The organism is Streptomyces sp. NPDC041200 (assembly GCF_055591805.1).
Genome location: NZ_JBVIZF010000002.1, coordinates 55,559 through 72,759 on the forward strand (window position 1 = coordinate 55,559; position 17,201 = coordinate 72,759).

Sequence of the window (17,201 nt, forward strand, 5' to 3'; positions counted from 1 at the left end):
GACGTCAGCTCACGGCACGCGCCAGCCGAACTGGTAGGCGCTCCTGCCCTCGCCCTTGAAGGTGACCGCGACCGGCTGGTCACCCTCGGGCATGAGGTGGACGGAGCACATGGTGACGGAAGAGTCCGGCCTCAGCCAGTCTTGCGCCGCGTTGCTGTGGCAGCCGTCGATGCCCTGGTCGGGGGTGGAGAAGTCCATGAACGTCGTGGGCTGCAGCTGCAGTCCGCCCGCGGTGCTCACCCCCACGTTGTCCTGCATGGTGGGCAGCAGCTTGTGCGCGCCGCGGTTCCGGTACCGGAGGGTGACGTAGTACGGGGTCATCTTCTTCTGGTCCGCGTCCAGGTCGAAGCGGCTCAGGTCCCCGATGTCGCCCTTGCGCATGCCCGTCAGGGTGACGCTCATCCGGACGTCGCGGTTGTCGTTCTGCCATATGGCGTCGGCGGACTTGCCGACCGGCATCAGGCCGTTGGTGCCCGCGTAGCCCTTGCCGTCGCCGATCTTCCACATCAGGGCGCCGCTCGCCTCGTCGGTGTACGAGACGATCGCGGGCGTCCGGTTCTTGGGCACCATGACGATCTGGCATGCCTCGCCCGTATGCCCCGGGGCCAGGGACTCGGGGCTGCCCTTGTCGCACTCCTTGGGCACGGCCGACTCGCTGGACAGCGGGTTCATATTGATGAGGGAGATCGACTGACCGGGCGTCCCGTCGGCGAGGGTGATCGTGAAGTTGTTCTCCGGACGGGGCCTGGTCAGCGTCTCCTTGCCGGTGTTGGTGTAGGAGACGGTGAGGTAGAACGGCACCTTCCCGTCGACGTCATCGTCGAGCCGGACCCGCTTGAGGTCCGACTCCTTGCCCAGGACCAGCCGCTTGGGCGCCACCTTCAGCTGCTGCGCCCGGTCCCGGTCGTCCGTCCAGGCGGCCTTCTTCGCTGCGGTCTCCATCGGCACCGGCTGCGCGGACGCCGTCGGCTTGGGCTCCGGCTTCTTCGCCGAGCCCGCAGCCACGCCGTCCTTGGCGGCACCGCATCCCGTGCCGACCAGGGCCAGCGCGCCCGCCCCTGCGATCGCACCGGCCATCCTCATGCGTGTCCGCATGTGTCCCCCGTTGTTCCCTCTGCGTGGTGATTCCCCGCCGTACCGTCCCCGGCGGGCTGCCGACAGCGTAGAAGACGCCACCGACCACGCCTCGGGGACCCGGTCACATGGGCCCCGACGGCGGCCGGTGGTACGGGACTTGGGCTACCGTGAGGGGCGCGCAGCCAGTCGAGAGGGCCGAGAACGTGACCGTGGACCGCCCGCACACAGTGAACGTCGCCGGCGTCATCGTCGACGAGCGGGACCGGGCGCTGTTGATCAAGCGCCGGGACAGCAGGACCTGGGAGCCGCCGGGCGGGCCGCTGGGCCCGGACGAGACGATTCCCGACGCCCTGCGGAGCGAGCTGCTGGAGGAGACGGGCGTGAAGATCGCGCTTCCGGCGGCCCTGACCGGCGTCTACAAGGACATGAACGGCCTGGGCGTCTCCCTCGTCTTCCGCTGCCGGGCCGTCGACGGCACCCCCCTCGACCGGTCCGCGCACCCGGGCCTGGCGCTGGGCCACCCGCGCCGAGGTGCCCGACCTGGCGTGCGAGGCGTACGCGGCCCGCATCCTGGACGCGCTCGACACCGCCGCCCCGCCCGCCGTCCGCGCCCACGACGGCGTGCGGCTGCTCTGAGGCGTCAGTCGCCCGCCGGGATCAGGCGGGCCAGTTCGGTGGCGACCGCCTGCGCGGCGGGGCTGGTCCAGCGGCGGCGGGCACGGGTCAGCTGGATCGGGACCGGGGGGATCTCGGGGCCGTGGACCTCGGCCAGCGTGCCGTCGGCCAGCTGGCGTCCGACCGTGGCCCGTGGGAGCAGGGTGAGGCCGAGCCCGGCGGCGACGCAGGAGCGGGCGGCCTCGATGCTGCCGAAGCGGGTGAGCCGGGGCGGCGGTCCGGGGACGGTGCGCAGGGTGCGCACCAGGTGGTCGCTGTACGAGCAGCCCTCCTCGTGGACGAAGAAGGTCTGCCGGGCCAGCTCGGCCCAGCCCACGGCGCGGTCCGCGAACGGGTGGCCGGGCGCGGCGAGATAGACGAGCGGTTCGCGGGCGAGGGCGCGGGCGGCGAGGTCGGCGTGGTCGACCCGCTGCTCCAGGAGGAGCGCGAGGTCGAGGCGGCCCGCGCGCAGCCCCTCGACGGCGGCGGCGCTGCCCGCGGGGTGGAGGTTGAGTTCGACGCCGGGGTGGCTGCGGGCGAGGGAGGCGATCACGGCGGGCAGCCGTGAGGCGCACAGGGACTCGCCCGCGCCGAGGGCAACCTGCCCCTCCGGCGGCCCCTGGGCCCCGGCGACACCGGCGGCCGCCGCGCGCAGCCGGGCCTCGGCGTCGAGGACGTCCTCGGCCTCGGTGAGCAGCCGCCGCCCGGCGCTGGTGGGGACGGCGCCGGTGGGCAGCCGGTCGAACAGGCGGGTGCCCAGCTCCCGTTCCAGGCTGCGGACCTGGACGGTGACCGTGGACTGGGCGAGATGCAGCTCGGCGGCGGTGGCGGTGAAGCTCCCGGTCCTGGCCAGGGCCGCGAACGTCCGCAGGAGTCGGGTGTCCACGTCACGAGGGTATCGAATCTGTCGATGGCGTCCAGCGAAAGGAATCGTTGGACGCGATGGGGGCCCGGTGGAAGCCTGGACGGCATGACCGAAGTGCTGCGCTACTCCGCCTTCACCACCCACCCCTCCGGCGGCAACCCCGCCGGTGTGGTCCTCGACGCCGGTCCGCTCGGCGAGGACGACGCCGCCATGGTGGCGCTGGCCGCCCGGGTCGGGGACTCCGAGACCGCGTTCCTCACCGCACAGGACCCGGCCCGGCGCCGCTACCGGGTGCGGTACTTCAGCCCGCGCGCCGAGGTCGCCTTCTGCGGGCACGCCACCGTCGCCACCGCCGTCGCCCTCGCCGAACGGGACGGCCCCGGCGAGCTGGTCTTCGACACGGCGGCGGGCGAGGTCCGGGTGGCGACGAGCACGGACGGCGGGACGCCGTACGCCACCCTCACCTCCGTGCCCGCCCGGTCGCGTCCCGCCGACGCGGACACGGAGATCGCGCCCGCGCTGGCGGCACTGCGCTGGTCCCCGGACGACCTCGACCCGGCCCTCGCGCCGCACGTCGCGTTCGCGGGCAACGACCACCTCGTCCTCGCCGCCGCCACCCGGGCCCGCCTCGCCGACCTCGCGTACGACTACGACGCGCTGGAGGAGCTGATGCGGCGGCGCGGCTGGACCACCGTGCACCTGGTGCACCGCCCGGACCCGGACCGGCTCGACTTCGACGCCCGTGATCCGTTCCCGGTGGGCGGGGTCGTGGAGGACCCGGCCACCGGCGCCGCGGCCGCCGCCTTCGGCGGCTACCTGCTGGCGACCGGCCTGGTCGGGGAGGCGGCCCGGGTCCGTATCCGGCAGGGCGAGGACATGGGGCGGCCCAGCGAACTTCTGGTGGACATCACTCCCGACGACACCCGCGTCCGCGTCAGCGGCCACGCGGTGAGGATCCCCGCATGACGACACGGACAACCAACCGCTACTTCGAGCTGCCCCGCTTCACCGGCGTGGACGCCCTCCGCCCCGCGACACGCGAGGTGCCCGCCCCCGGGCCGCGCGAGGTGCTGGTCCGGATGCGCGCCTGGTCGCTCAACTACCGCGACCTGATGATCGCTTCGGACACCTACGGACGCGCGCTCACCCCCGGCCTGGTGCCGCTGTCCGACGGCGCGGGCGAGGTGGCCGACGCGGGCGCCGAGGTCACCCGGTGGTCCGCCGGGGACCGGGTGGTGGGCATCTTCATGCCGCGCTGGATCTCCGGCCCGGCCACCGCGGACAGGACCGCGGGCGCGCTCGGCGGCCCGTCCGACGGCGTCCTCGCCCAGTACGTCCTCTTCGACCAGGACGCCCTCGTCGCCGCCCCCGCCCACCTGGACTTCGCCGAGGCCGCCACCCTCCCCTGCGCCGCCGTGACCGCCTGGCACACGGTGGTCACCGGGGGCGGGGTCGCTCCGGGACAGACCGTGCTGACGATGGGCAGCGGCGGCGTCTCGCTCTTCGCGCTGCAATTCGCCGCGCTGGGCGGCGCCCGGGTCATCGCCACCTCCAGCAGCGACGCGAAACTGGCCCGGCTGCGCGCGCTCGGCGCGGCGGACGGGATCGACTACGTGCGGACGCCCTCGTGGGGGCAGGCGGTGTACGAGGCGACCGGCGGCGGCGTGGACCACGTGGTGGAGGTCGGCGGCGCGGGCACTCTGCCCCAGTCGCTCACCGCCGTCCGCACCGGCGGCCGGATCAGCGTCATCGGCGTGCTGGCCGACGGCAGCGGGGTCGATCCGATGGCGGTGGTGCGCAAGGGGATCACGCTGCAGGGGATGTACGTGGGCAGCCGGGAGATGTTCGAGGAGATGAACCGCGCGCTGGAGCGCCACCGGCTGCGTCCGGTGATCGACCGCGCCTTCCCCTTCGCGGAAGCGCCCGCCGCGTACCGCCACTTCGCGGACCGGGGCCACTTCGGGAAGGTGGTCATCACGGATCAGTGACCTATTGAACGCCGTGGATCTTCGCGACCAGGCGGTTCAGCAGATGGGCCCGGTCGGCGCCGTTCGGGCGGCAGTCCTCCAGCCGGCGGACGACCGCCGGCCGCACATTGGCCGGGCCGACGAGGTCCACGGCCTTGTCGAGGGCGCGGATTCCCCAGTACTGGCTGAAGGCGAGGGGTTCCTCGGTGACGGCGTGCGCCAGGATGTCCAGCGTGGAATCGTCCGGTAGGGCGTACAGGCGGGCGTAGGCCGCGAGCCGGAGGCCGCCGTCGGATGACCTGAGCCAGTCGACCAGTTCGGGGTTGGCGAGGCGCTGGGTGGTGCGTACCAGGCGCGCGAAGATGCCGTTCATGCGCTGCGTACGGGCCGATCCGGGGCCCATGGAATCCCGCACCGCCAGGTATTCGGCGGCCAGCCTGCGGACGTCCTCGCGGGCCGCCGGGTCGTCGGTGTCCCCCGGGCCCGCACCGCCGCCGACGAGCGCGGCGTCGGCCATGGCCTCGGCCGCCTCGACGCGCTGCTCGACGTCCCGGAACTCGACCCGGAGCCCGCCGGGAAGTTCGATGCTGGTGAAGAGATCGCGCAGCCAGGGGACGATGGCGATGACCAGCAACGCGACGGTGACGTTGTCTATCTTCAGGTCCGGCGCGACGAGATGGGCGACCGCCACCGCGAGGGCCACGAGGCTCACCGCCGTCGCGATGAGGCGCCGCCGCCATGCCGCATTCCGCTCGCCGTGCTCTCCCCGTTCGCTCACGGGGGCATCCTCTCAGGCCGGATGGGCCTGTGTCTGGGGAGCCTTGACGGAGCACCAGCTGTGCGCTCAGTACACGTCGCGGGCGTAGCGCTTGTCGGCGGCGAGCTGCTTGACGTACAGCTCGGCCGCGTCCTCGTCGAGCCCGCCGTGGGCGACGGCGATGTCGCGCAGCGCCCGGTCGACGTCCTTGGCCATCCGGGTGGCGTCCCCGCAGACGTAGAAGTGGGCGCCGTCCTGGAGCCAGGACCACAGCCGGGCGCCGTGTTCGCGCATCCGGTCCTGCACGTACACCTTGGACCGCTGGTCGCGGGAGAAGGCGGTGTCGAGGCGGGTGAGCGTGCCATGGCGGCGCAGCTGCTCCAGCTCGTCCGCGTAGTAGAAGTCGCTGGCGCGGCGCTGTTCGCCGAAGAACAGCCAGTTGGGGGCGGTGGCGCCGCGCGCCCTGCGCTCCTCCAGGAAGCCGAGGAACGGGGCGACGCCGGTGCCGGGGCCGACCATCACCATCGGCGTCGTGGGGTCGGCCGGGGGCCGGAAGGCGGGCGCGCGCTGGACGAAGACGGGCACGGGGCGGTCGGCGGCGGCGTCCGCGAGGTGGGTGGAGGCGACGCCCTTGCGGAGCGTCCCGCCGCGGCTCTCGTAGCGCACCACGGACACGGTCAGCCGCACCTCGTGGGGGTGGGCGAGGGGGCTGGAGGAGATGGAGTACAGCCGGGGCTGGAGCCGCTTGAGGACGTCGGCCCACTCCTGGGCGGAGGCCCGTACGGGGTGTTCGGCGAGGATGTCCACGGCCTGGCGGCCCCAGGTCCACTGGGCCAGACCGTCCTTGTTGTCCGGGCGCAGCAGCCGCTTGAGGTCGTGGTCATGGGTGCGGTCGAGGACGAAGCGCAGCAGGTCCGGGGTGATCTTCGCGATCTCCAGGTGGCACCGGAGGGCGTCGGCGAGCGGCATCGGCGCCACGTCCGCGCCGGGTACGGCCTGGACGGCCACCTCGGCGGCCGGGTCGAGGCCGGTGACGGCGAGCCATTCGGCGACCAGTTCCGGGCAGTTCTCGGGCCAGACGCCGAGCGCGTCCCCGGCCTCGTACGCGAGCGCGCCGTCGCGGGTGTCGAACGCGAACTGCCGCACCTCCTTGGCCGCTCCGGGCAGGCTCAGCAGCCGGTTGCCGATGAGGCGGGTGGTGAACGGCTCCGCCTTGGTGGGGCGGGCGGCCGGGCCTGCCGGGGCTGCCGGGCCTGCCGGGCCTGCCGGGCCTGCCGGGCCTGCCGGGGCTGCCGGGCCTGCCGGGGCTGCCGGGGCTGCCGGAGACGGTGCGGTGTACGCGGCGGTGTACGCGGTCCCCAAGGCATCCAGGACGGTGTCCAGCCAGGCGCGGGCGGGCTCGTCGTAGTCCGGTTCGCAGTCGGTACGCGGGGCGAGGCGTACGGCGCCCAGCTCGCCGAGGCGTTCGTCCAGGCGGCGCCCATGGCCGCAGAAGTCGTCGTACGAGGAGTCGCCGAGGGCGAGGACGGCGTAGCGGGTGCCGTCCAGGCGGGGCGCGTCGGGGGCGGCCAGCGACTCCCAGAAGCCGGAGCCGTTGTCGGGGGCGTCGCCGTCGCCGAAGGTGCTGCTGATGACGAGGATGTCGGCCGGGCGGGGGAGGGTGGCGGCGGCGAGGCCGTCCATCTCCAGCAGCCGGGCCTGCCGCCCGGTCTCGGCGAGGCGGCGGGCGGTGGCACCGGCGACGTCCTCGGCGTTGCCGGTCTGGGAGGCCCACAGGACGACCACTTCGCGGGGGCCCGCCCCGGGTGCCGCGGTGTCCGGGGCCGCCACGGGCGCGGGGGCGCTCGCGCGCGAAAAGGCCCCGGCCAGGACGCCGTTGACCCACAGGGCGTGCTCGGGCGCGAAGGGCGCGTCGTGCGGCAGGACGGGGACGGCGGTGGCGGCCGCTTCCCCGCCGGGAAGCCCGGCGAGGAAGCCGCGCAAGTACTGCCGCTCGGGCTCGGTCAGGACGGGCGGCGCGAGGTCGGCGACCCCGAACGCGGTGACGAGCCCGTCGACCACGCCACCCCCGGCGGCACCCGCAGCCGTGTGCGGGGCGCCGTGGGACGTGGCGGCGTCCGTCAGCGCGGCCGCACCCGGGCCGCCGGGAGGGAGCCCCGCCGCACCCGCCGTGGCGCCCGGGCCGGAGGCCGCCTGGGCTGCCGGGACGTGCCGGGGTGGCGCCGATGCCACCTTGGCCAGGGACACCGCGCACACCTTGAACTCCGGCTGCAGGGACACCGGGTCGACCGCGTCGTGGGTGACCGCGTTGACGCTGAGGTACTCCCCGAACAGGTCGTTCCAGTGGAACGGCGCGAAGCAGTTCCCCGGCCGCACCCGGTCGGTCACCACCGCGGGCAGCACCGCCCGGCCGCGCCGCGAGGCGACCTCCACCGCGTCGCCCTCGGCGACGCCCAGCCGCTCCGCGTCGCGCGGGTGCAGCTCCACGAACGGCCCCGGGTTGAGCTTGTTCAGCTTGGCGACCTTGCCGGTCTTGGTGAGCGTGTGCCACTGGTGCTGCACCCGCCCGGTGTTCAGGAGATACGGGAAGTCGTCGTCCGGCAGCTCGGCGGCGTCCAGGTGCGGGCGGGCGTGGAAGACGGCGCGGCCGCTCGGCGTGGGGAAGGCCAGCCGGGGCCGGGTGCCGTCCTCCCGTACGGCGAGGGTCTGGCTGACGCCGTCGTTGAGGTAACGGACCGGGTTGCGGCCGTCGCCGTTCCCGTCGCCGTCGCCGTTCCCGTCGCCGTCACCCGGCGCCGCGGGCCATTGCACCGGGGCCTCGCGCAGCCGCCCGTACGTCACCCCGCGCAGGTCGTAGCCGGTCTTCGGGTTCGAGGCGCGCTTGATCTCCTCGAAGATCTCCTCCGCGCTCTCATAGCCGAAGGCGTCCCCGTACCCCATCTCGCAGGCGATCCGGGCGATGATCCGCCAGTCCGGCAGCGCCTCGCCGGGCGGGTCGACGGCCTGCTGGGCGAGGGTGAGGTTGCGCTCGGAGTTGATCATCACGCCGTCGGCCTCGGCCCACATCGCGGCGGGCAGCACGACATCCGCGTAGGCGTTCGTCTCGGTCTCGGCGAAGGCGTCCTGGGTGACGACGAACTCGGCCGTCTCCAGCCCCTCGATCACCGTCCGGCGGTTGGCGACCGAGGCCACGGGGTTGGTGCAGATGATCCAGCACGCCTTGATGTCCCCGTCCGCCATGCGCCGGAACATCTCGACGGTGCCCAGTCCGGCCCCGTCCGTCCGCAGGGTGCCGGGCGCGATGCCCCACAGCTCCTCGGTGAACGCCCGGTCCTCCGCGTCCAGCACCGACCGCTGCCCGGGCAGCCCCGGCCCCATGTACCCCATCTCGCGGCCGCCCATCGCGTTGGGCTGGCCGGTGAGCGAGAAGGGCCCGCTGCCGGGGCGGCAGATCGCGCCGGTGGCCAGATGCAGGTTGACCAGGGCATTGGTGTTCCAGGTGCCGTGCGTGGACTGGTTGAGCCCCATCGTCCAGCAGCTCATCCACTCCCCGGCCTCGCCGATCCACCGCGCCGCTGCGCGGATGTCCGCCTCCGGGATGCCGGTGATCTCCGCGACCCGCTCCGCCGGATAGTCGTCGAGGAAGGCGGGCAGGGCGTCCCAGCCCTCGGTGTGCTCGTCGATGAACTCCTGATCGGTGTACCCGCCCTCGACCAGCAGCCGCAGCAGCCCGTTGAGCAGCGCGAGATCCGTACCCGGCTTGATCTGCAGAAACAGATCCGCCTTGGCGGCGGTCGCGGTGCGCCGCGGGTCGACCACGATCAGCTTGGCGCCCGCCTTCACCCGGTCCATGAGCCGCAGGTACAGGATCGGATGGCAGTCGGCCATGTTGGAGCCGATGACGAGGAACACGTCGGCGTGCTCGAAGTCCCGGTACGACCCGGGTGGCCCGTCCGCCCCCAGCGACAGCTTGTAGCCACTGCCCGCGCTGGCCATGCACAGCCGTGAGTTGGACTCGATCTGGTTGGTGCCGATGAACCCCTTGGCCAGCTTGTTGGCCAGGTACTGCGCCTCCAGCGTCATCTGCCCGGACACATAGAGGGCGAGCGCGTCCGGCCCGTGCTCGTCGAGGACCGCCCGCAGCCGCCGCGCGGTCGCGGTGATCGCCTCGTCCACCCCGACCGCCGCCGGTTCGGCGCCCCGGTCGTCCCGCGACAGCGCCGTCTCCAGCCGCCCGGCCGCCCGGAGCATGTCCGCGCTGGTCGCCCCCTTGGTACACAGCCGTCCCGCGTTGGCGGGGTGCGCCGGGTCCCCGGACGCCTTCAGCACCGTCCGCCGTCCGTCCGCGCCCCGCCCGACGTCGAGCACGATCCCGCACCCGACCCCGCAGTACGAGCACACGCTCCGCACCGACCCCGCCACCTCCGCGGCAGCGCCGGTGCGCGCCGCCCGTGCCGACTGAGCCGATGCCGTCACGAATGCCCCTCTCAAGCTCGCGGTGGGCCTCTCCCACTGCCCCACACCGTAAAAACCCCCGGTTGCGAGCGCGTCACATCCGCCGATCGCCAGCGATTACGTCCCCTGCACACTCCCCTTCCGCCGCGTGTGAGGGAAGGAGGGCCCTACCGGGGAAAACAATTGCCTGAGGCGACTGGTGCTTCATGCAACAAGTTGCGCGCGCAGCGAGAGCGAGACACCGCCGATGACACGCTCTGACGCACCGTCATGCACACATCTGACGCTGCGTCATGCACACATCTGACGCTGCGTTATGCGTCGCCCGAGGGGCTCGGGGCGGTGTGGTTCGCGGGGCTTGGACACAACTCCTCCGTCACTCCTCTATCGTCTCTTGTCAGTCGACTCACGGACGTGAAAGGCTCGGCCCACCCGTGAAGGGGAATCCCCAACTCCGAGTCAGATCTGTGCTGTTGGCTGCCCAACCCCGCGGCCCCATGTGAGAGGCTTGCCCCCTTGGCGGGGGCGCCACTGTTCGTGAGTGAGGAATGTGCCTCCATGCCCGACCACTCGGCATCCCGGGACGGCGCCTTCGCGTCACCCGGCCAACCGTCCGTCACCGCAGCGGACACCGACGCCGTCTCCCCGACGGCCCTGCTCAACCTTTACTGGGACGCGGTAGCCGACTACGCGGACCTGTGCACCACCACTCCTGAAGACGGCATGCGGCTGGCCACCGAGGCGTTCCGGCGCGGTATCCGGGCCGCCCGCAACCGGCGGGCCCGCTCCTGGGGGCCGCGGTTGCCGTGGCTTCCGCTGCTCCTGACCTCCGTACGCAAGACCGCCGCCGACTGGCACACCCACCGGGACGGCGACCGGCTCGACCCGGAGCTGCGGGTCTGGCTCTCCTCCACCGGCGTCGCCCGCTACGCCGTCCCGCCCCGCGAACAGCCGCTCGCCCTGCGGGGCTTGCGTGACCTGGGGGAACGCGACGGGGCGCTGCTGTGGGAAATCGAGGTGGAGTCGCAGCCGGTCGAGGCGCTGGCCTGGCAGCTGGGCGGCGACATCGCGTACGCCACCGAGGAGATCGCCCGGGTGCGGGCCGCGTTCCGGCAGCGCTGCCAGCGCAACCATCTGGACACCCTCACCCATGAGGAGTGCCGCAGCTACGCCAAGCTGCTGGACGCCGCCACCCGTTCGCCGGATGCCCACTCCCCCGCGGATCTGTGGCAGCACCTGGCCCGCTGCCGTAACTGCCGTGAGGCCGCCGCGTGCCTGTACCTGCACGGCGGCGGGCTGCCCAACGCGCTGGCGGGCGGGGTGCTGGGCTGGGGCGGACACGGGTACGTGGCGCGGCGCCGACGAGCCGTCGAGCGGGCCCCGGGCGCCACTCCCGCCTCGACCGCGCCGGCGTCGCACGCCGTCCGCGTCCCGTTACGGGACCGGGTCCTGGACAAGGTCGGCGGCCCGGTGATGATGGCGCCGCGCCTGCTGCGCCAGAGACTCGGCGGCCCGACCGGGCGAAGACGAGCCGTGCACGGTGGGCGCAGAGCCCGTACGGCGACGATCGCCCTGGCGGTGGTGGCCGTCGTGGCGCTGGCCACAACGGTCGCGTTGACCAGGACCGCCGCGGTGTCCGGCGACGGGAACGGGGAGCAGGCCACCGGCCGCGTGACCCGCGACTCCAGCGCCCCGATCAGCCCCTCGGACACCACACCGGTGGGCAGCGGAACCCCCAGCCGCACCGGCGACGGCTCCGCCGAGCCGTCCTCCTCCCGCAGCGGCGACGGCGTGGGCGGCACGGCGGGGAAGGACGGGAAGGCGGGGAAGGACGGGAAGGACGACTCCGAGGACACCGGCCGCGCGGGGGACAAGGACGGGAAGCGCACCACCCCGCCCGCCTCCTCGCCCGCCCCGGAGGACTCGGGCCGGGGCCACCAGCCCTCCGACGGCCCCACCCGGAAGCCCAAGGGCAAGCCCGCCTGCACGGCCCGCTACAACCTGGTCACCGAATGGCCCGACGGCTTCAAGGCCGAGGTCACGCTGACCTCCCGCAGCGCGCTCGACACCTGGCGGGTCACCTGGGACTTCCCCGACCGCCAGCGCGTCACCCAGATGTGGAACGGCGCGTACACCCAGCGCGGTTCCACGGTGACCACCACACCGGCCGACTACAACCACCGGGTCGACGCCAACAAGCCCTTCTCCGTGGGCTTCCTCGCCACCTGGGACAGCGGGAACTCCCCGCCCCGCGCCTTCACCCTGAACGGTGAGCGCTGCTCGGCCTGAGGACCGCAAGCACCGCAAGCACGGACGGACGCGGCCCGGGATTCCGGGCCGCGTCCGGTGCGCGGCCGCCACCCCCACCCGGATGGCCGTACGGGGCCCCCGACCGTGTTACACGAAGGGCGCGGGTGGCATGTAATGGCGCGCATGAGCAGTGTCCTCAGCGGCATCGTGTCCCTGCCCCCGGACACCCCCACGGTCCGGGCGGCAAGGGTGGTGGTGGAGGTGCGCAACGTGTCCCGCGCCGATGTGGCCACCTCCGTGGTGGGGGCGCAGGTACAGACCGATGTGCCGCTGAGCCCGGCCGGTCACATCCCGTTCAGCGTGACGGTCCCGGGCGAGCTGGACCCCGACGACGCCTACGGGCTGCGCGTCCACGTCGACCTGAGCGGTACGGGCTTCCTGGAGCGCGGCGACCTGGTCAGCGCCCGCGTGGGCCCCGTGCCCCCGGCCTCCACGGCCGGGCTGATCGCCCCGGTCAGCGCCGTCTGAAGCACACGTTCACACGGCGTGGTGGGCCAACGGGCCGTGCGGGTCGGGGGATCGGTCGGACGGGGCCGGGTCGGCGTGGATCAGGGCGGCGGTCAGCTTGGGGACGGCGTGCAGCAGGGCGTGTTCGGCGTCCACCGCGACCCCGTGTGCCTCCCGTACGGTCAGCTCGCCGCCGACCACGACCGCGACCTCAGCGCGCAGCCGGTGGCCGATCCAGCGCAGCCGCAGCTCGCCGATGTCCTGGACGCCAGGTACGGCGCGCAGGGCGCGCTCGGCGGCGTCGGTCAGGGCCGGGTCGACGGCGTCCATCACCCGGCGGAACACCTCGCGGGCGGCGTCGCGCAGCACCAGCAGGATCGCGGCGGTGATGGCGAGGCCGACGAGGGGGTCGGCGAGCCGCCAGCCGAGCGCGGCACCGGCCGCGCTCAGCAGGACGGCGAGCGAGGTGAAGCCGTCGGTACGGGCGTGCAGGCCGTCGGCGACGAGGGCGGCCGAGCCGATCTCACGGCCGACCCGGATGCGGTAGCGGGCGACCCATTCGTTGCCGAGGAAACCGACCACGGCCGCGGCGGCCACGGCGGGCAGCTGCTCGATGTCGCGCGGGTGCAGCAGCCGGTCCACGGCGGTCCAGGCGGCGAACGCGGCGGAGGCCGCGATGGTGAGCACGATCGCGATCCCGGCCAGGTCCTCGGCCCGCCCGTACCCGTAGGTGAAACGGCGGGTGGCGGCGCGGCGGCCGAGCAGGAAGGCGAGGGCGAGCGGGAGGGCGGTCAGGGCGTCGGCGGCGTTGTGGACGGTGTCGCCGAGCAGCGCGACGGACCCGGAGACGGCCACGACGACGGCCTGCGCGACAGCGGTCACGCCGAGGACGGCCAGGGAGGCCCACAGGGCGCGCAGGCCCCGGGCGGAGGACTCCAGGGCCTGGTCCGTCTTGTCGGCGGAGTCATGGGAGTGGGGGCGCAGCAGATGACCCGCCCGGTGGCGCCACCGGGCCCCGCGGCCGTGCCCGTGGCTGTGCCCGTGGCTGTGCCCGTGCCCCGGATCGTGCCCGTCGTCGCGCCCGTGGCTGTGCCCGTGCCCAGGGTCATGCCCGTGGTCGTGCGCGTGCCGGTCGTTCGTCATGGCCTCCGCCTTCCTCGTGCTTCCCCATGTGCTCCGCACGTACTGGACACGGTCCGTCCCCGCGGCCCATTATGTGCGTATGAGCGCACGCATGCACCTATCAGATGCGCACGATGCGCATCCGCGCACCCCGAGCGCCGAGCAGTACGCGCGCGCCGCCGAGGTGCTGGGCCTGCTCGCCGACCGCACCCGGCTGGCACTGCTGCACACCCTGGCCTCGGGCGAGGCCGATGTGACGGCGCTGACCGCCGTCTGCGGGGCGGCCCGCCCGGCCGTCAGCCAGCACCTGGCCAAGCTGCGGCTGTCCGGGGTCGTCACCTCGCGCAAGGACGGCCGACGCGTCGTCTACGCCCTCCGGGACGGCCACCTGGCCCGGCTGGTCACCGAGGCGCTGAGCCACGCCGACCACGAATTGTCGGGTCTCCCCCGGCACGACTGACGCGATTGCCGCCGTACCCGTTCAGCCCCGGCAGGCCCACTGGTTACGATCTGGCGCGATGGGCAGAGGGCGGGCCGGAGACGAGGGCTTACGGATGCGCGGGGTGCGAGCCACCGCGCGCTCCGCGCTCAGACGTGCCGTGGCGCTCTTCGCCGTGGCCCTCTGGGTGGCGCCGTCGTGCGTCCACTCCGGCGGCGACCACCCGCCGATATCGGTGGGCTGCCCGCACCGTCTCGTAGCCGAACCGCACCTCGAACGGCCCCCGCTGGAGCGGTCCCTGACCGCTCTCGACGCCCCTCGGCACATCCCGCCCGGCGCCCCGGCCGCCGGGGACGACACCAGAACCCCGGGCAACGGCAGCGACGACTGCGTGGCCGGTCCCCGCGGCGGGAACCCCGCCCTGGTCCCCGCGCCCGTCCCGCCGCCCGCCCCCGCCGGGCTCCGGCCGCCGGGCGGTCCCCGGGTCACGGACTCCGTACGGGCGCCGCCCGACCCCCACGTCCACGCCCTCGGCCTCCATCAGCTCCAAGTACTCCGCACCTAGGCCGATCGCCGACATCCGCCATCACTTCACTCATTCAGTGCGACAGTGCGAGATATGCGAGGACTGGACAGCCATGGCTTCCAAGGGATCGAAGACGAAGGGCGCGGCCGAGCGCCGCGCGAAGATAGAGGAGCTGCGCCGCGCCGAGAAGGCCCGCGAGCGCAGGTACCGGATCATCACCATCACCTCCTGCACCGTGATCGTCGCCGCGCTGGCGGTCGGCGGCTTCTTCCTGGTCGACGCGGGCAACAAGAAGGAGGAGAAGGCCACGAAGGTCAGCTCGTCGGTCGTGAAGACCGGTGAGTTCAAGGGCATGAAGACCTGGAAGAACCTGGGCCGCACCCACGTCGGCGGCACCGTGAAGTACGCGATGTCACCGCCGGTCGGCGGCAACCACAACCAGGTCTGGCAGAACTGCCAGGGCGACGTCTACGACAAGCCGCTGACCAAGGAGAACGCCGTGCACTCGCTGGAGCACGGCGCGGTGTGGGTGACCTACAGCGACAAGGCGTCCAAGGAGGACATCGCCACCCTCAAGACCCGGGTGAAGAAGACGCCGTACTCGCTGATGAGCCCCTACGACGACCAGAAGGCGCCGATCGTCCTCAACGCGTGGGGCAACCAGCTGGACATACAGAAGGCGTCGGACCCGCGGGTGGCCGCCTTCTTCAAGAAGTTCGTCCAGGGCAAGCAGACCCCCGAGCCGAACGCCTACTGCACCAACGGGAAGTCCTCGTGACGGAGGGGACCACCGCCCTCGGCCGCGCGTCGCGGCAGCCGCTGGTGGCGGGGATCACCGCCGCCCTCGCGGTGCTGACGCTGGTGGCGGTGGGGGTGGTGTGGCTGATGAGCGACCGCTCGGAGGGCACGACCGGCACCGGCACGCCGAACGACGCCTCCGCCGAGGCCGGTTTCGCCCGCGACATGTCCACCCACCACCAGCAGGCGGTGGAGATGTCGCTCATCGTGCGCGACCGCACCGGCGACGAGGACGTGCGGCGGCTGGCGTTCGACATCCTCACGGCGCAGGCCACCGAGCGCGGGATCCTGCAGGGCTGGCTGGACCGGTGGGGTCTTGACCGGACGTCCGAGGACGCGCCGATGACGTGGATGAAGGACGCCGGGGCGGACGGCATGGACGGCATGGACCACGGCTCGATGAAGGGCATGGCCCACGCCTACAAGCCGCACGACGGCTCGCTCATGCCGGGCATGGCCACCAACACCGAGCTGGACGAGCTGCGCACGGCCAAGGGCAAGGCGGCCGAGGTGCTCTACCTGAAGCTGATGACCGCCCACCACAAGGGCGGCGTCGCGATGGCGGAGGGCGCGGTCGAGCTGGTCGCGGACCCGACCGAGAAGCGGCTGGCCACGTCGATGGTCAAGGCCCAGCAGTCGGAGATCCAGCTGATGGCGGACATGCTGAAGGAGCGTGGCAGCGGCTCCTGAACACCCCGGTGACGCCCCCGGCGGCACCCCCGGTGACGCCCCCGGCCCGCTCATGGGCCGGGGGCCTCGCTCTCCCTGCGGAACACCCCCGCGCGCGCGGCCTGATAGACCGCCTCGGCGCTGGTCCGCACCAAGCGGGCGTCGATGGGCCCGCGCAGGATGAGCACCCGGTAGTAGAAGGGCGCGCCCAGCGCGGCGATGACGTCCATCGCGTCGGTGTCCGGGGGAACCTCACCCCGGTCGATCGCGTGCCGCACGATCTGGGTCACCTGCTCGCTCCGTCCGACGAAGGCGCCGCGGACGATCTCCTCGACCCGTGGATCCTGGGCGGCGGCCGCCAACAGCCCCTGGATGAGGTTGCGGTTGCGCAGCGCGGTGTTGAAGTCGGCGATGGCCTGGGCGAGTTCCCGCAGATCCCGCCGGAAGTCGCCCGAGTCGGGGGTGGGGAGGGTGGAGCTGCGCTGGGCCAGCAGATCGAGGACGACTCCCTCCACCGTCCGCCAGCGCCGCCGGATGGTCGACGCGTGAACCCCGGAGCGCCGGGCGAGCTTGTCGAGGGTGAGCGCGCTGATCGATTCGTCGCCCAACGCGTCGTAGGCGGCGGCCAGCACGGCGGCGCGGGTCCGTGCCGTGCGCCCGCCGGGGCGCGCCGAGCCGTGGGGTGGTCGGGCGTTCATGGATGGTGAGCCGCCATGTCTCCTGTGCCGTGAGTGGGGTCCGTAACGGGCCGACCCTACGTCCCGCCAAACCCGGGCGCACGAAATCTTCACTACTTCAAGCCTCTACCGGCCGGTACTGCATTGCGTGACGTGCCCACGTCTGGATACGGTAACGCCCCCAGCTTAACGCGCGCCCATGAGCATTAAGGGTGAGGCGTGAAAGTGAGCGTGCTGGACCTTCCGTACGCGGGGAGGGAAGGTCCAGCGCGCTTGCAGCCCCCTGCCGCCTCGGCCTGCAGGGCGGACAGCCCCTCGACATCGCCGACACCGCGTGGGCCCTGTTCTCCGGACGCGACCGTCCCGAAGCGGTCTTCAACGCCCTGGGCTGAGCCCCGGCGCCGGAACAACCGGCGGGCAGCGCGCGGCCCCGGCGGT

Annotated in this window: 14 protein-coding genes and 1 pseudogene; 9 read left to right on the top strand and 6 right to left on the bottom strand. The window is 73.3% G+C overall.

Annotated features, from left to right (window positions below; translation table 11 throughout):
- Positions 1–9: 9 nt before the first annotated feature.
- Positions 10–1,077, bottom strand: coding sequence for a hypothetical protein (locus ACZ6CL_RS05325; RefSeq protein ID WP_468931427.1), 1,068 nt, complete (start codon positions 1,075–1,077; stop codon positions 10–12).
- Positions 1,078–1,304: 227 nt separating this feature from the next.
- On the opposite strand from ACZ6CL_RS05325, the pseudogene ACZ6CL_RS05330 reads away from it, so the two are divergent.
- Positions 1,305–1,713, top strand: a pseudogene (locus ACZ6CL_RS05330) (NUDIX hydrolase).
- Positions 1,714–1,717: 4 nt separating this feature from the next.
- Here the strand turns inward: ACZ6CL_RS05330 and ACZ6CL_RS05335 are convergent.
- On the bottom strand, positions 1,718–2,617 hold the full coding sequence (locus ACZ6CL_RS05335; RefSeq protein ID WP_468931429.1) for a LysR family transcriptional regulator: 900 nt from the start codon (positions 2,615–2,617) through the stop codon (positions 1,718–1,720).
- Between the two features lie 84 nt (positions 2,618–2,701).
- Between ACZ6CL_RS05335 and ACZ6CL_RS05340 the strand changes: the two genes are divergently transcribed.
- Together ACZ6CL_RS05340 and ACZ6CL_RS05345 are read left to right on the top strand one after the other, a co-directional pair.
- Entirely contained in the window at positions 2,702–3,562 is an 861-nt protein-coding gene (locus tag ACZ6CL_RS05340) for a PhzF family phenazine biosynthesis isomerase (RefSeq protein ID WP_468931432.1), read from the top strand.
- The gene (locus ACZ6CL_RS05345) at positions 3,559–4,584 is read left to right on the top strand and encodes a zinc-dependent alcohol dehydrogenase family protein (protein ID WP_468931434.1); all 1,026 of its coding nucleotides are present in this window, start codon (positions 3,559–3,561) and stop codon (positions 4,582–4,584) included. Before ACZ6CL_RS05340 ends, ACZ6CL_RS05345 begins: the two co-directional genes overlap by 4 nt.
- A 1-nt stretch (position 4,585) precedes the next feature.
- Here ACZ6CL_RS05345 and ACZ6CL_RS05350 read toward each other — a convergent pair whose 3' ends face one another.
- Both ACZ6CL_RS05350 and ACZ6CL_RS05355 read right to left on the bottom strand, forming a co-directional pair.
- The gene (locus ACZ6CL_RS05350; protein WP_468931436.1) at positions 4,586–5,341 is read right to left on the bottom strand and encodes a hypothetical protein; all 756 of its coding nucleotides are present in this window, start codon (positions 5,339–5,341) and stop codon (positions 4,586–4,588) included.
- A 66-nt stretch (positions 5,342–5,407) separates the two neighbouring features.
- On the bottom strand, positions 5,408–9,730 hold the full coding sequence (locus ACZ6CL_RS05355) for a molybdopterin-dependent oxidoreductase (protein WP_468933263.1): 4,323 nt from the start codon (positions 9,728–9,730) through the stop codon (positions 5,408–5,410).
- A gap of 603 nt (positions 9,731–10,333) precedes the next feature.
- Between ACZ6CL_RS05355 and ACZ6CL_RS05360 the strand changes: the two genes are divergently transcribed.
- The gene (locus ACZ6CL_RS05360; protein WP_468931438.1) at positions 10,334–12,064 is read left to right on the top strand and encodes a cellulose binding domain-containing protein; all 1,731 of its coding nucleotides are present in this window, start codon (positions 10,334–10,336) and stop codon (positions 12,062–12,064) included.
- Positions 12,065–12,208: 144 nt separating this feature from the next.
- A complete protein-coding gene (locus ACZ6CL_RS05365; RefSeq protein WP_179935572.1) occupies positions 12,209–12,553 on the top strand; it encodes a hypothetical protein in 345 nt (114 codons plus the stop codon).
- A 9-nt stretch (positions 12,554–12,562) separates the two neighbouring features.
- Here ACZ6CL_RS05365 and ACZ6CL_RS05370 read toward each other — a convergent pair whose 3' ends face one another.
- Positions 12,563–13,675, bottom strand: coding sequence for a cation diffusion facilitator family transporter (locus ACZ6CL_RS05370; RefSeq protein WP_468931440.1), 1,113 nt, complete (start codon positions 13,673–13,675; stop codon positions 12,563–12,565).
- A 91-nt stretch (positions 13,676–13,766) separates the two neighbouring features.
- On the opposite strand from ACZ6CL_RS05370, the gene ACZ6CL_RS05375 reads away from it, so the two are divergent.
- The 4 genes from ACZ6CL_RS05375 to ACZ6CL_RS05390 all read left to right on the top strand — a co-directional run bounded on the left by ACZ6CL_RS05375 (position 13,767) and on the right by ACZ6CL_RS05390 (position 16,107).
- Positions 13,767–14,114 carry an ArsR/SmtB family transcription factor gene (locus tag ACZ6CL_RS05375; protein ID WP_468931443.1) on the top strand — a complete coding sequence of 116 codons (348 nt, stop codon included), beginning with the start codon at positions 13,767–13,769 and terminating at the stop codon, positions 14,112–14,114.
- A 58-nt stretch (positions 14,115–14,172) separates the two neighbouring features.
- Complete coding sequence (locus ACZ6CL_RS05380) at positions 14,173–14,658, top strand: hypothetical protein (protein WP_468931445.1); 486 nt, start codon at positions 14,173–14,175, stop codon at positions 14,656–14,658.
- A gap of 73 nt (positions 14,659–14,731) precedes the next feature.
- Positions 14,732–15,397, top strand: coding sequence for a DUF3105 domain-containing protein (locus tag ACZ6CL_RS05385; protein ID WP_468931447.1), 666 nt, complete (start codon positions 14,732–14,734; stop codon positions 15,395–15,397).
- Entirely contained in the window at positions 15,394–16,107 is a 714-nt protein-coding gene (locus ACZ6CL_RS05390; RefSeq protein ID WP_468931449.1) for a DUF305 domain-containing protein, read from the top strand. Before ACZ6CL_RS05385 ends, ACZ6CL_RS05390 begins: the two co-directional genes overlap by 4 nt.
- A 50-nt stretch (positions 16,108–16,157) precedes the next feature.
- On the opposite strand, the gene ACZ6CL_RS05395 is transcribed toward ACZ6CL_RS05390, so the two are convergent.
- Entirely contained in the window at positions 16,158–16,784 is a 627-nt protein-coding gene (locus ACZ6CL_RS05395) for a TetR-like C-terminal domain-containing protein (RefSeq protein ID WP_468931452.1), read from the bottom strand.
- Positions 16,785–17,201 lie beyond the last annotated feature (417 nt).